Here is a 12,750-nt window from a genome sequence, read left to right as displayed (position 1 = left end):
TCACCCTCACCCGTAAGCTTTCGCTTAGCGAGTGGTTACCTCGGTAGCTGCGAAGAAGTACGAGATTTCGCGAGCAGCGGCGGCTTCGGAGTCCGAACCGTGAACGGCGTTGGCGTCGATGGACTCGGCGAAGTCAGCACGGATGGTGCCGGCAGCAGCTTCTTTAGGGTTGGTAGCGCCCATCAGCTCACGGTTCAGAGCGATGGCGTTTTCGCCTTCCAGAACCTGGACAACAACAGGACCGGAGATCATGAAGGCAACCAGGTCGCCGAAGAAGCCGCGCTCTTTGTGCTCAGCGTAGAAGCCTTCGGCTTCGGCTTTGGACAGTTGCTTGAGTTTCGAGGCAACGACGCGCAGGCCGGCTTTTTCGAAACGGGTGGTGATCTCGCCGATCACGTTTTTAGCAACGGCGTCAGGCTTGATGATCGAGAAAGTACGTTGAACAGCCATGGTGAAACTCCAGAAACGTTGAGTGAAGCGAAAAATTAAACCCGCGAATTATACGCGGGTTCCGGGGGATTGCCTAACCTGCCGAGCGCGCTCAGTCGGCTTCTTCGATCCAGGCCGCCTGGATGGCTTCGAGAACCTTCTCGCCGCCACGGGTCGGATCGTCACTGAATTCCGGCAATGCCAGCACCCAACGGTGCAGATCGACGAAGTTCACATAACGAGGATCGACTTCCGGCTTGCTTTCGGCAAGCTGGATTGCAATTTCAAGTACATCAACCCATTTCAGGCTCATGTCGGCTCCAGGATCAATGCGGCGCTTCGGCAGCGTGGTTGAGCGAGTATTTCGGAATCTCGACAGTTACATCCTCGGTACCGACCACGGCCTGACAGGTCAGGCGCGACGTAGGCTCAAGGCCCCATGCGCGATCCAGGAAGTCCTCTTCCAGCTCGTCAGCCTCATTGAGCGATTTGAAACCTTCGCGAATGACGCAGTGGCACGTGGTACAGGCGCAGACGCCACCACAAGCGCTTTCGATCTCAATGTGGTTGTCATGGGCCACCTCGAGAATGGATTTCCCGGTCTCGGCCTCCACGACCATGCCATCCGGGCAGAATCTCTCGTGGGGCAGAAAAATCACCTGCGGCATCAGTTATTCCTCGATCTCATTCAGGTTGCGCCCGGCCAAAGCGGCTTTTACCGTCGAATCAAGGCGACGGGCGGCAAAGGCATCGGTCACCTGCGACAGACGCTTGGTCTGTTGCTCGATGGCCGCGCCATCGGTGCCGTTGATCAAATCACGCAAGTCTTGCATCTGTTGCTCGATTGCCAGGCGCTCTTCGGCGTCCAGCAGGCGTTCGCCATCGGCGTCCAGGGCGCCCTGCACCGCTTCGAGCAGGCGCTCGGCGTCGACCTGGTGCTCGCGCAGCTGGCGCGCCACCTTGTCGAAACCGGCATGCTCGAAGGAGTCCTTGAGCATACGGGCGATTTCGCCGTCGGTCAGGCCGTAGGACGGCTTGACCTGGATGCTCGATTCGACGCCCGAGCCCAGCTCGCGCGCCGAAACGCTGAGCAGGCCGTCGGCATCGACCTGGAAGGTCACGCGGATCTTCGCCGCACCGGCGACCATCGCCGGAATGCCACGCAGTTCGAAGCGCGCCAGGGAGCGGCAGTCACTGATCAGTTCGCGCTCGCCCTGCAGCACATGAATCATCATGGCCGACTGGCCATCTTTGTAGGTGGTGAACTCCTGGGCGCGGGCAACCGGGATGGTGGTGTTGCGCGGAATCACCTTCTCCATCAGCCCACCCATGGTTTCCAGACCCAGGGACAACGGAATCACGTCCAGCAGCAGCAATTCGCCACCATCACGGCGGTTGCCAGCCAGGGTATCGGCCTGGATGGCGGCGCCGATGGCGACTACCTGGTCCGGGTCGATTTCGGTCAGCGGGGTACGCCCAAACAACGTGCCGACGGCCTCGCGCACACGCGGCACGCGGGTCGAACCACCGACCATGACCACTGCGGCAACTTCTTCGAGCTCGACGCCGCTGTCACGCACGGCGCGGCGGCAGGCCTTGAGGCTGCGGGCGACCATGGGCTCGATCAGGGCATCGAAGGCACTGCGGGTCAGCTCGGCCTGCCAGTTGCCATAGGCGACCGTGACCACATCAGCATTGGTCAGGGCCTCTTTGGCTGCGCAGGCGGTCTGCAGCAGCTGGCGCTGGGCACCCGGATCGAGGTCCGAGGACAAGCCGGCCTGCTCGACAATCCAGCTGGCGATGGCATGGTCGAAGTCGTCGCCGCCCAGGGCGCTGTCGCCACCGGTGGCCAGCACTTCAAAGACACCGCCGGTCAGGCGCAGGATCGAGATATCGAAAGTACCGCCACCCAGGTCATAGATGGCCACCAGGCCTTCGGCATTCTGGTCCAGGCCATAGGCCACGGCCGCCGCGGTCGGCTCGTTGAGCAGGCGCAACACGTTCAGGCCGGCCAGACGCGCGGCGTCCTTGGTGGCCTGGCGCTGGGCGTCGTCGAAATACGCCGGCACGGTGATCACCGCGCCAACCAGTTCGCCGCCAAGGGTCTCTTCGGCGCGCTGGCGCAGCACCTTGAGGATGTCGGCCGAGACTTCCACCGGGCTTTTCGGGCCCTGAACGGTGTCGATGAACGGCATGTGCGACTCGCCACCGACAAAGCGGTACGGCAGTTGCTCACCCAGTTGCTTGACGTCTGCCAGGCCACGGCCCATCAGGCGCTTGACCGACAGCACGGTGTTGAGCGGGTCGCTGGAGGCGGCGTCGCGGGCGCTCTGGCCGACATCGATGTGGTCAGCGTGATAGCGCACTGCGGACGGCAGGATCACCCGGCCTTGGGCATCGGGCAGGGGCTCGCTGCGGCCGCTGCGCAGGGCAGCAACCAGGGAATTGGTGGTACCAAGGTCAATACCCACCGCCAGGCGACGCTGGTGCGGCTGGGGGCTCTGACCGGGTTCGGCGATCTGCAGTAGGGCCATGCTTATCTGAATACCAGGGGCGCCGCCAGAAGCAGCGCCGGGTTAATCGTCGAGGCGCTCTTCCAGCTGGCGCACTTCGTAGGCGAGCTTGTCGAGAAACTGCATGCGGCGCATCAGGCGCTCGGCCTGTTCACGCTGCGCAGGATCATCCCAGCAGGCGGCGAAGTCCTCGTTGAGTGCTTCCTGGGCGGCTTTCAAGCGACGCTTGAAGACGGCCACGCCATCGAGGTCGGCACTGTCCTGGAGGTCTTCGAGCTCTTCACGCAGCTGCATCTGCTGCAGCAGGAACTCGGGATCATGGACGGTGACTTCCTGCGGCACTTCATGGCCGCCGATCGCCAACAGGTAGCGGGCACGCCGGGGCGCGCTCTTGAGAGTCTGGTAGGCCTCGTTCAGCGCAGCCGAACGCTCCAGCGCAATGCGCTGTTCACGTTCGGAGGCATCGGCGAAGCGATCCGGATGGACCTCGCGGGCCAGCTCGCGATAGCGAACAGCCAGCTTGTCGAGGTCCAGACGGAAGCCAGGTTGCAGGTCAAACAGGGCGAAATGACAAGGAGTACCCACGCGCAGCCTCAGACGTTGAAGCTTTCGCCGCAGCCACACTCACCGCGCACGTTGGGGTTGTTGAACTTGAAGCCTTCGTTCAACCCTTCCTTGACGAAATCCAGCTCGGTACCGTCGAGGTACGTCAGGCTTTTCGGATCGATGATGACCTTTTCGCCATGGCTTTCGAAGACCTGGTCATCGGAGGTTACTTCATCGACGAACTCCAGCACATAGGCCAGGCCCGAGCAGCCAGTGGTGCGCACGCCAAGGCGAATACCTTCACCCTTGCCGCGTCCGTCGAGGGAGCGCCGCACATGTTTGGCGGCGGCTTCTGTCATGCTGATAGCCATCGAGACTCCTTACCTGCAACAGGCGACCTTAGAGCAAACCTTTCTTCTGCTTGTAATCGCGCACGGCCGCCTTGATGGCGTCCTCGGCGAGTACCGAGCAGTGGATTTTAACCGGCGGCAGCGCCAGTTCTTCGGCCAGCTGGGTGTTCTTGATGGTTTCCGCTTCGTCCAGGGTCTTGCCCTTCATCCACTCGGTAGCGAGGGAGCTGGAAGCGATGGCCGAACCGCAGCCGTAGGTCTTGAACTTGGCGTCTTCGATAACGCCCTGCTCGTTGACCTTGATCTGCAGGCGCATGACGTCGCCGCACGCCGGAGCGCCGACCATGCCGGTGCCGACATCCGGGTCCTCGGCATTCATCTTGCCGACGTTACGCGGGTTTTCGTAGTGGTCGATGACCTTTTCACTGTATGCCATGGTGCAATTCCTTCCTCATCAGAGAGCCGCTCTTGCCGGCGACTACTTAGTGCGCAGCCCACTCGATCTTGGAGATGTCGACGCCGTCTTTGTACATATCCCACAGCGGCGACAATTCGCGCAGCTTGGTTACGGCCTCGCAAACCTTCTGCGCGGCGTAGTCGATTTCTTCTTCGGTGGTGAAGCGACCGAAGGTAAAGCGGATCGAGCTATGTGCCAGTTCGTCGTTGCGGCCCAGGGCACGCAGCACGTAGGACGGCTCGAGCGAAGCCGAAGTACAGGCCGAGCCGGACGAAACGGCCAGGTCCTTGAGCGCCATGATCAGCGACTCGCCTTCGACGTAGTTGAAGCTCAGGTTCAGGTTGTGCGGAATGCGCGCGGTCATGCTGCCGTTGATGTACAGCTCTTCGAGGCCTTCAACCTGCTTGTAGAAGCGGTCGCTCAGGGCCTTGATGCGCAGGTTCTCGCTGGCCATCAGCTCTTTGGCGATGGCGAAGGCTTCGCCCATGCCGACGATCTGGTGGGTGGCCAGGGTGCCCGAACGCATGCCGCGCTCGTGACCGCCGCCGTGCATGGTAGCTTCCAGGCGCACGCGAGGCTTGCGGCTGACGTACAGCGCGCCAATGCCTTTAGGGCCATAGGTCTTGTGCGCCGAGAACGACATCAGGTCGACCTTGAGCTTTTGCAGGTCGATCTCGACCTTGCCGGTGGACTGCGCGGCATCGACGTGGAACATGACGCCGCGGGCGCGGGTCAGCTCGCCAATGGCGGCGATGTCGTTGATGGTGCCGATTTCGTTGTTCACGTGCATGATCGACACCAGAATGGTGTCTTCACGCAGGGCAGCTTCAACCATGGCCGGAGTGATCAGGCCATCGGCGCCTGGCTCGATGTAGGTCACTTCAAAGCCTTCACGCTCCAGCTGACGAGTGCTGTCCAGGACAGCCTTGTGCTCGATCTTGGAGGTGATCAGGTGCTTGCCCTTGGTGCTATAGAAGTGCGCGACGCCCTTGATTGCCAGGTTGTCGGACTCGGTGGCACCGCTGGTCCAGACAATTTCACGCGGGTCGGCATTGACCAGGTCGGCGACCTGGCGACGGGCGTTCTCGACCGCTTCTTCGGCTTTCCAGCCAAAGACGTGGGAGCGCGACGCCGGGTTACCGAAGTTCCCGTCGACCAGCAGGCAGTCGCTCATCTTCTGGGCAACGCGTGGATCGACCGGGGTGGTCGCGGAGTAATCGAGGTAGATCGGCAACTTCATTGAATATCTCCTATCAGGCGGTCGCGCCGCGCGTCGAAACGGTCATTCGACGGCGGACGTCTCAATCTTGTCCAGCTGCGGTGCCCGGCCTGCGATACGACGCAGGTCCTGGCGCTGGGCGACTTCTTGTACCTCACGGCGAGTGACAAGGTCAGCCAGGCTGATGCCGCTGAGGAATTCGTGAATCTGCTGGCTGAGGTCGCACCACAGGTGGTGGGTCAGGCAGGTGTCGCCGGCGTGGCAATCACCCAGCCCCTGGCAGCGCGTGGCATCGACCGATTCGTTGACCGCGTCGATGACCTGGGCGACCTGAATGCTCTCCATGCTTCGCGACAGCTGGTAGCCGCCGCCAGGGCCGCGCACACTGGAAACCAGGCTGCTGCGGCGCAGCTTTGCAAACAGCTGCTCCAGATAAGAGAGGGAAATGCCTTGGCGCTCGGAAATGTCGGCCAGAGACACCGGCCCATTCTGCGCGTGCAACGCCAGGTCGAGCATGGCGGTCACGGCGTATCGGCCTTTTGTAGTCAGTCGCATGGCTAGTAGGTACCACGGGGTTACGGGATGGGAGCGAGTATGCTATTCCCGAGCATTTAAGTCAACTATAAGACCTAGTGCTTTAGTCGGGTTTACCGCAAGAGGGCGGCGGAATGATAGCAAACTAAGGGGCGCTTGCGCACGCCCCTTCTGTCAATGCGTCGACGCGTCGCTGCGGGCCTCATCCTTGATCTCGGCGAAGTCCTCTTCACGCAGTGCCGGCAGCTCCTTGGCGCAGTAGTCGCTGCCAAGATTCTTAAGCGCGCCGCACATGTCTTCCAGGCGCCCGTCGACCGCCTGCAGGTGGTCAAGCAACTGACCAATGGCGCGGGCCACCGGGTCGGGCATGTCTTCGCTGACGCCATAGGCATCGAAGCCGATCTTCTCGGCCATGGCCTTGCGCCGGGCCTCGACCTCGGCATCGGTCTTGACGATGATCCGCCCGGGGATACCCACCGCAGTCGCGCCGGCCGGTACCGCCTTGGTGACCACCGCGTTGGAGCCGATCTTGGCTCCGGCGCCGACGGTGAACGGCCCCAGCACCTTGGCCCCGGCACCAACGACCACGCCGTCTTCCAGGGTCGGGTGACGCTTGCCCTTGTTCCAGGTGGTGCCGCCCAGGGTCACGCCCTGGTACAGAGTGACGTCGTCGCCGATCTCGGCGGTTTCGCCGATGACGATGCCCATGCCGTGGTCAATGAAGAAGCGCCGCCCCACCTTGGCACCAGGGTGAATCTCGATCCCGGTCAGCCAGCGGCCGAAGTTCGACACCAGCCGCGCCAGCCACTTGCAGTCCCGTCGCCACAGCGCGTGCGCCGCGCGATGCAGCCAGATCGCGTGCATGCCGGGGTAGCAGGTCAGCACTTCAAAGGCATTGCGCGCCGCCGGGTCGCGGTGGAAAACGCTCTGGATATCTTCACGCAGACGCTCGAACATCTATTGATCCTTGCGCTTATGCGGCTCGCCACGGGCCGCTTTCTGGGTTTCGGTGAGAATGCCGCGCAAAATACTCATTTCCGAACGATCCACCGAGCTGCGCCCGTACAGGCGACGCAGGCGCGGCATCAGGTGCCTGGGCTTGAGCGGGTCGAGAAAGCCGATATCGACCAGGGTCTTTTCCAGGTGCTGGTAGAACAGCTCCATTTCATCCATGGTCGCCAGCTCGCTGCTGTCGACTACTTCCACCGGCGACGCCTGCCCTTCCTGCGCCAGCCAGGCCATGCGCACCTCATAGGCCAGCACCTGCACTGCGGCGCCGAGGTTCAGCGAGCTGAAGTCCGGGTTCGAGGGGATGTGCACATGGAAATGGCAACGCTGCAGCTCTTCGTTGGTCAGGCCGGCGTGCTCACGGCCGAACACCAGGGCAATCTCTTCGCCCTGAACGGCATGCTCGAGGACCTTGCTGGCGCACTCGCGCGGGTCGACCAGCGGCCAGGGGATGCGGCGCTCGCGGGCACTGGTACCGAACACCAGGTTGCAGCCGACCAGCGCCTCTTCAAGGGTGGCGACCACTTGTGCGCCGCCCAGCACATCATCGGCACCCGACGCACGGGCATCCGCCTCGGGCGAGGGAAAATGCTGCGGATCGACCAGCACCAAGCGCGACAAGCCCATGTTTTTCATGGCACGCGCAGCGCCGCCGATATTGCCGGGGTGGCTGGTATTGACCAGAACAACACGAATATTTTGCAGCAAGGCGAGCGCTCACAGACGTTGCGAAGGGGGAGCAAATCTTACAGAAGCGACCGACTTTACGCTACGAAAGCAAATGTCACCCTTCTTCGCGCAAAGTTTTCTGCTAGAATGTTCGGCTTTCTTTAACGACCCAGGTGAAACGTCCATGCAGCCCATGCTGAATATCGCGCTGCGCGCCGCCCGCAGCGCCAGTGAATTGATTTTCCGCTCCATCGAGCGCCTGGATAGCATCAAGGTTGATGAAAAAGACGCCAAGGATTACGTCTCCGAAGTCGATCGCGCCGCAGAGCAGAAAATCATCGATGCCCTGCGCAAGGCCTACCCGAACCACTCCATCTACGGCGAAGAGACCGGCCTGCATGCCGGTAGCGGCGAAGAAGGCAAGGACTACCTGTGGATCATCGACCCACTGGATGGCACCACCAACTTCCTGCGTGGCGTTCCGCACTTTGCTGTCAGCATTGCCTGCAAATACCGTGGCCGCCTTGAGCACGCCGTGGTGCTGGACCCTGTCCGCCAGGAAGAATTCACCGCCAGCCGTGGCCGTGGCGCCCAGCTGAACGGCCGCCGCCTGCGCGTCAGCCCTCGCACCAGCCTGGAAGGCGCCCTGCTGGGTACCGGTTTCCCGTTCCGCGACAACCAGATGGCTGACCTGGACAACTACCTGGGCATGTTCCGCGCCCTGGTTGGCCAGACCGCCGGCATCCGCCGCGCCGGTGCTGCCAGCCTGGACCTGGCCTACGTTGCCGCCGGTCGTTTCGATGCCTTCTGGGAATCGGGCCTGTCGGAGTGGGACATGGCTGCAGGCGCCCTGCTGATCCAGGAAGCGGGCGGCCTGGTGAGCGACTTCACCGGTGGCCACGACTTCCTCGAGAAGGGTCACATCGTTGCCGGTAACACCAAGTGCTTCAAGGCCGTTCTGACTGCCATCCAGCCGCACCTGCCTGCTTCGATCAAACGCTAAGTACGATCGAGCACAAAAAAAGCACCCTTCGGGGTGCTTTTTTTTGGCCTGTAGGAGCGGGCTTGCCCCGCGATAGCGATCTAACCGTTACACCGCATCGCGGGGCAAGCCCGCTCCTACAGTAGATTACTGGCCAGCCTGGGCCTGGCTCAGTACCAGCTTGCCTTCTTTATCCAGCGGAATTTGCGAACCCGGGTCACGGTCCATGCGCACTTGACCGACCTTGTCGCCGATCGAGTACTTCACGTCATAGCCGACCACCTTCTCGCTCAGGTCGTTGACCGTGTTGCAGCGGGTTTGCGTGGTGGTGTAGGTATCACGCTCCTGCATGCCTTCCTGCACCTTGTTGCCGGCATAGCCGCCACCGACCGCACCGGCCACGGTCGCGATCTTCTTGCCGGTACCGCCACCGATCTGGTTACCCAGCAGGCCACCTGCCAGCGCACCGACCACGGTACCGGCAATCTGGTGTTGATCCTTGACCGGCGCCTGACGCGTCACAGTGACGTCCTTGCACACTTCACGGGGTGTCTTGACCGTCTGCTTGACCGGCTGCACCGCCAAAACTTCGGCGTATTCCGGCCCGCCCTTGACCAGGCTGTAGGTGGCAACAGCACCTCCGGCTGTTACACCGACAGCACCCAGAACCGCACCCACCAGCATCGATTTGTTCACCTGAACCTCCTGATCGTACCTGCGGAACATTGCCCGCCTTCTCCCTGCCTTGGAGCATAAAAAAAGGCGCGAGTTCAACACTCGCGCCCTTTTGTACGACCAACAGTGCGGGAAATTCCCTTATGGACGGTCGTCCACACCTTCGGCTTTCACCGTCGGGATCAGGTCTTCACTGTTCAGGTTCAGCCAGATCAGCACCACGTTGGCGATGTAGATCGACGAGTAGGTACCGGCCATGACACCGATGAACAGCGCCAGGGAGAAGCCCCACAGGTTGTCGCCACCGAAGAACAGCAGCGCGGCAATCGCCAGCAAGGTCGACACCGAGGTCGCCACGGTCCGCAGCAGGGTCTGGGTGGTCGAAATGTTGATGTTCTCGATCAGCGAAGCCTTGCGCAGAACCCGGAAGTTCTCACGTACCCGGTCGAATACGACGATGGTGTCGTTGAGCGAGTAGCCAATGATCGCCAGCACCGCCGCCAGCACCGTCAGGTCGAAGGTGATCTGGAAGAACGAGAGGATACCCATGGTCACGACCACGTCGTGGATCAGCGACAGGATCGCACCCAGGGCGAACTTCCACTGAAAGCGGAAGGCCAGGTAGATCATGATGCCGCCCAGGGCCAGAAGCATGCCCAGGCCACCCTGGTCGCGCAGCTCTTCACCGACCTGCGGGCCAACGAACTCGACACGCTTGACCACCGCCGGGTTGTCGGTGCTGACCTTTTGCAGCGCCTCGGACACTCGGTTACCCAGTTGCGGATCATCGCCCGGCATACGCACCAGCAGGTCGGTGGTAGCACCGAAACTCTGCACCACGGCGTCCTGGAAGCCGGCCTTGACCAGCTCTTCACGGACCTCGCCAAGGTTGGCTGGACGCTCGTAGGTCAGCTCGATGAGCGTACCGCCGGTGAAGTCCAGACCAAAGTTGAGGCCTTTGTAGAACCAGCTGAACAGCGCCAGCACGGTCAGAAGCAGGGTGATGCCGAACGCAAGGTTGCGCACACCCATGAAGTTGATTGTACGTAACATGGCAGCCCCTTATACCCACAGCTTCTTGATATCACGCCCGCCGCAGGTCAGGTTGACCATTGCACGGGTGACCATGACGGCCGTGAACATCGAGGTGAAAATCCCGAGGGACATGGTAACCGCGAAGCCCTTGACCGGGCCGGTACCCATGGCGAAGAGGATGCCGCCGACCAGCAAGGTGGTCAGGTTGGCGTCGACAATCGCCGTGTAGGCACGGTTGAAACCTTCGTGGATGGCGCGTTGCACCGACATGCCGTTGGCCAGCTCTTCGCGGATCCGCGAGAAGATCAGCACGTTGGCGTCAACCGCCATACCCATGGTCAGGACGATACCGGCGATACCCGGCAGGGTCAGCGTTGCCCCCAGCAGCGACATCAGCGCCAGCAGCATGACCATGTTACCGGCCAGGGCGATGGTCGCGATCAGGCCGAAGAAGCGGTAGATGGCCATGATGAACAGCGAGACAAACAGCATGCCCCACAGGGATGCGTCGATACCCTTGGTGATGTTGTCGGCACCCAGGCTCGGGCCAATGGTGCGCTCTTCAGCAAAGTACATCGGCGCCGCCAGGCCACCAGCACGCAGCAGCAGGGCCAGTTCCGACGACTCGCCCTGACCGTTCAGGCCGGTGATGCGGAACTGGCTGCCCAGTGGCGACTGGATGGTCGCCAGGCTGATGATCTTCTTCTCTTCGGTGAAAGTCTGCACGGCAACGTCTTTCTCGACGCCGTCGACCATCTGCTTGACGTAGCGCGTAGTTGGACGCTGCTCGATGAAGATCACCGCCATGCTGCGGCCGACGTTGCTACGGGTAGCACGGCTCATCAGCTCGCCACCATGACCATCCAGACGGATGTTCACCTGCGGACGGCCCTGCTCGTCGAAGCTGGCCTGGGCGTCGGTCACCTGGTCACCGGTGATGATCAGGCCACGCTCGACCGCAGCCGAACGACCGCCTTCACGGAACTCGAAGGTTTCGGTGGTGGCTTTCGAGGCACCAGGCTCAGCACCCAGGCGGAATTCGAGGTTGGCGGTCTTGCCGAGAATACGCTTGGCTTCGGCGGTGTCCTGCACGCCTGGCAGCTCGACCACGATGCGGTTGGCACCCTGGCGCTGAACCAGTGGCTCGGCTACACCCAGCTCGTTGACGCGGTTACGTACCGTGGTCAGGTTCTGCTTGATCGAGTATTCACGGATTTCCGCGACCTTGGCCGGGGTAATCGCCAGGCGCAGCACCGACAGACCGTTGCGCTCGGTGGTGGTCAGCTCGAAATCGTTGAAATTCTTGCGGATCAGGCTGCGGGCCTGTTCGCGGGATTCGTCATCGGAGAAGCCCAGCTGGATGCCGCCATCTTGTTGCGGCAGGCTGCGATAGCGCACGCGCTCTTTGCGCAGCAGGCTCTTGACTTCGCCTTCGTAGACTTTCAGGCGCGCCGACATGGCTTTGTCCATGTCCACTTCAAGCAGGAAGTGCACACCACCGGAAAGGTCCAGGCCCAGCTTCATCGGGCTTGCGCCCAGGTTGCGCAGCCATTGCGGGGTAGTCGGGGCCAGGTTGAGCGCTACTACATAGTCGTCGCCCAGCGCCTTGCGCACTACATCCTTGGCTGGCAGTTGGTCTTCCTGTTTGCTCAGGCGCACCAGGCCAACCTTGCCCTTCTCGCCCAGGCTCGCGGCCTTGACCTGGATACCGGACTCGTTGAGCGCCTTGCTCACGCGGTCCAGATCGGCCTGAGTGACCTGCAGTGCAGTACTGGCACCGCTGACCTGAACGGCCGGATCATCAGGGTAGAGGTTGGGAGCGGAATAAATAAAACCGATCGCCAGTACCACCAGGATCAGTGCGTATTTCCACAGAGGGTATTTGTTCAGCATCACGCCGCCCGTTCAAGACGCGGGGCGCCTTGCGCGCCCCGTCGATTGGTAAAAAACTGAAACTTAGATCGCTTTGAGCGTGCCTTTAGGCAGGGTCGCGGCTACGGCGCCCTTCTGGAACTTCAGCTCGACGTTGTCGGACACTTCCAGAACCACGAAGTCGTCGGCAACTTTGACGATCTTGCCGGCGATACCGCCGTTGGTGACAACTTCGTCACCTTTTTGCAGGTTGCTCAGCAGGTTTTTCTGCTCTTTGGCACGTTTGGCCTGCGGGCGCCAGATCATCAGGTAGAAGATGACCAGGAAACCGACCAGGAAAATCCACTCGAAGCCAGTACCGGCTGGGCCGGCGGCTGGGGCAGCTGCGTCCGCGTATGCGGCAGGGATCAGAAAGCTCATTTAGCACTCCAGTTGCAAATCAGTACTTGTTAGGGATCGAC

At 61.7% G+C, this 12,750-nt stretch carries 16 protein-coding genes; 1 reads left to right on the top strand and 15 read right to left on the bottom strand.

The features are described 5' to 3' along the window. Positions 1-24 precede the first annotated feature (24 nt). The 11 genes from ndk to trmJ form a co-directional block, all read right to left on the bottom strand. Entirely contained in the window at positions 25-450 is a 426-nt protein-coding gene (gene ndk / locus ACZ9A3_RS01290; RefSeq protein WP_007964426.1) for a nucleoside-diphosphate kinase, read from the bottom strand. A 91-nt stretch (positions 451-541) separates the two neighbouring features. Then, a complete protein-coding gene (iscX, locus tag ACZ9A3_RS01285) occupies positions 542-742 on the bottom strand; it encodes a Fe-S cluster assembly protein IscX (RefSeq protein WP_045196212.1) in 201 nt (66 codons plus the stop codon). A 13-nt stretch (positions 743-755) separates the two neighbouring features. Then, positions 756-1,097 (bottom strand): ISC system 2Fe-2S type ferredoxin, encoded by a 342-nt coding sequence (gene fdx / locus ACZ9A3_RS01280; protein ID WP_476252054.1) that lies wholly within the window; start codon positions 1,095-1,097, stop codon positions 756-758. 3 nt (positions 1,098-1,100) lie between these two features. Next, on the bottom strand, positions 1,101-2,963 hold the full coding sequence (gene hscA / locus ACZ9A3_RS01275; protein ID WP_195885705.1) for a Fe-S protein assembly chaperone HscA: 1,863 nt from the start codon (positions 2,961-2,963) through the stop codon (positions 1,101-1,103). A gap of 42 nt (positions 2,964-3,005) precedes the next feature. Then, positions 3,006-3,527, bottom strand: coding sequence for a co-chaperone HscB (gene hscB, locus ACZ9A3_RS01270; RefSeq protein WP_045196206.1), 522 nt, complete (start codon positions 3,525-3,527; stop codon positions 3,006-3,008). 8 nt (positions 3,528-3,535) lie between these two features. Then, positions 3,536-3,859 carry an iron-sulfur cluster assembly protein IscA gene (iscA, locus tag ACZ9A3_RS01265; protein WP_045196204.1) on the bottom strand — a complete coding sequence of 108 codons (324 nt, stop codon included), beginning with the start codon at positions 3,857-3,859 and terminating at the stop codon, positions 3,536-3,538. A gap of 28 nt (positions 3,860-3,887) precedes the next feature. Then, positions 3,888-4,274: a Fe-S cluster assembly scaffold IscU gene (gene iscU / locus ACZ9A3_RS01260; RefSeq protein WP_002552476.1), complete on the bottom strand. Its 387-nt coding sequence runs from the start codon at positions 4,272-4,274 to the stop codon at positions 3,888-3,890. A gap of 46 nt (positions 4,275-4,320) precedes the next feature. After that, positions 4,321-5,535 (bottom strand): IscS subfamily cysteine desulfurase, encoded by a 1,215-nt coding sequence (locus ACZ9A3_RS01255; RefSeq protein ID WP_045196198.1) that lies wholly within the window; start codon positions 5,533-5,535, stop codon positions 4,321-4,323. Positions 5,536-5,577: 42 nt separating this feature from the next. Next, positions 5,578-6,069, bottom strand: a complete 492-nt coding sequence (iscR, locus tag ACZ9A3_RS01250; protein ID WP_036993915.1) for a Fe-S cluster assembly transcriptional regulator IscR — start codon at positions 6,067-6,069, stop codon at positions 5,578-5,580. Between the two features lie 153 nt (positions 6,070-6,222). Further along, on the bottom strand, positions 6,223-7,005 hold the full coding sequence (gene cysE / locus ACZ9A3_RS01245) for a serine O-acetyltransferase (RefSeq protein ID WP_045196194.1): 783 nt from the start codon (positions 7,003-7,005) through the stop codon (positions 6,223-6,225). Beyond that, complete coding sequence (gene trmJ, locus ACZ9A3_RS01240) at positions 7,006-7,764, bottom strand: tRNA (cytosine(32)/uridine(32)-2'-O)-methyltransferase TrmJ (protein ID WP_476252053.1); 759 nt, start codon at positions 7,762-7,764, stop codon at positions 7,006-7,008. A gap of 145 nt (positions 7,765-7,909) precedes the next feature. On the opposite strand from trmJ, the gene suhB reads away from it, so the two are divergent. Continuing rightward, entirely contained in the window at positions 7,910-8,728 is an 819-nt protein-coding gene (gene suhB, locus ACZ9A3_RS01235; RefSeq protein ID WP_010223469.1) for a type III secretion system regulator SuhB, read from the top strand. Between the two features lie 126 nt (positions 8,729-8,854). Here the strand turns inward: suhB and ACZ9A3_RS01230 are convergent, their stop codons facing one another. From ACZ9A3_RS01230 to yajC, 4 genes are all read right to left on the bottom strand, one after another. Continuing rightward, on the bottom strand, positions 8,855-9,403 hold the full coding sequence (locus ACZ9A3_RS01230; protein ID WP_045196190.1) for a glycine zipper 2TM domain-containing protein: 549 nt from the start codon (positions 9,401-9,403) through the stop codon (positions 8,855-8,857). A 120-nt stretch (positions 9,404-9,523) separates the two neighbouring features. Beyond that, entirely contained in the window at positions 9,524-10,435 is a 912-nt protein-coding gene (secF, locus tag ACZ9A3_RS01225; protein ID WP_045196188.1) for a protein translocase subunit SecF, read from the bottom strand. A gap of 9 nt (positions 10,436-10,444) precedes the next feature. Next, positions 10,445-12,310, bottom strand: coding sequence for a protein translocase subunit SecD (secD, locus tag ACZ9A3_RS01220; RefSeq protein WP_045196186.1), 1,866 nt, complete (start codon positions 12,308-12,310; stop codon positions 10,445-10,447). Between the two features lie 63 nt (positions 12,311-12,373). Beyond that, positions 12,374-12,709, bottom strand: a complete 336-nt coding sequence (gene yajC / locus ACZ9A3_RS01215; RefSeq protein WP_010223473.1) for a preprotein translocase subunit YajC — start codon at positions 12,707-12,709, stop codon at positions 12,374-12,376. Positions 12,710-12,750: the final 41 nt, after the last annotated feature.

This window comes from Pseudomonas sp. TE4620 (assembly GCF_056279045.1).
Note: the sequence above shows the minus strand (reverse complement) of the source record. Positions and strands in the feature narration are given on the sequence as shown.

What these genes read in the sequence shown, in the direction of transcription:
- ndk (WP_007964426.1), bottom strand. Translation starts at nt 450, where the DNA reads ATGGCTGTTCAACGTACTTTCTCGATCATCAAGCCTGACGCCGTTGCT.
- iscX (WP_045196212.1), bottom strand. Translation starts at nt 742, where the DNA reads ATGAGCCTGAAATGGGTTGATGTACTTGAAATTGCAATCCAGCTTGCC.
- fdx (WP_476252054.1), bottom strand. Translation starts at nt 1,097, where the DNA reads ATGCCGCAGGTGATTTTTCTGCCCCACGAGAGATTCTGCCCGGATGGC.
- hscA (WP_195885705.1), bottom strand. Translation starts at nt 2,963, where the DNA reads ATGGCCCTACTGCAGATCGCCGAACCCGGTCAGAGCCCCCAGCCGCAC.
- iscA (WP_045196204.1), bottom strand. Translation starts at nt 3,859, where the DNA reads ATGGCTATCAGCATGACAGAAGCCGCCGCCAAACATGTGCGGCGCTCC.
- iscU (WP_002552476.1), bottom strand. Translation starts at nt 4,274, where the DNA reads ATGGCATACAGTGAAAAGGTCATCGACCACTACGAAAACCCGCGTAAC.
- ACZ9A3_RS01255 (WP_045196198.1), bottom strand. Translation starts at nt 5,535, where the DNA reads ATGAAGTTGCCGATCTACCTCGATTACTCCGCGACCACCCCGGTCGAT.
- iscR (WP_036993915.1), bottom strand. Translation starts at nt 6,069, where the DNA reads ATGCGACTGACTACAAAAGGCCGATACGCCGTGACCGCCATGCTCGAC.
- cysE (WP_045196194.1), bottom strand. Translation starts at nt 7,005, where the DNA reads ATGTTCGAGCGTCTGCGTGAAGATATCCAGAGCGTTTTCCACCGCGAC.
- suhB (WP_010223469.1), top strand. Translation starts at nt 7,910, where the DNA reads ATGCAGCCCATGCTGAATATCGCGCTGCGCGCCGCCCGCAGCGCCAGT.
- secF (WP_045196188.1), bottom strand. Translation starts at nt 10,435, where the DNA reads ATGTTACGTACAATCAACTTCATGGGTGTGCGCAACCTTGCGTTCGGC.
- secD (WP_045196186.1), bottom strand. Translation starts at nt 12,310, where the DNA reads ATGCTGAACAAATACCCTCTGTGGAAATACGCACTGATCCTGGTGGTA.
- yajC (WP_010223473.1), bottom strand. Translation starts at nt 12,709, where the DNA reads ATGAGCTTTCTGATCCCTGCCGCATACGCGGACGCAGCTGCCCCAGCC.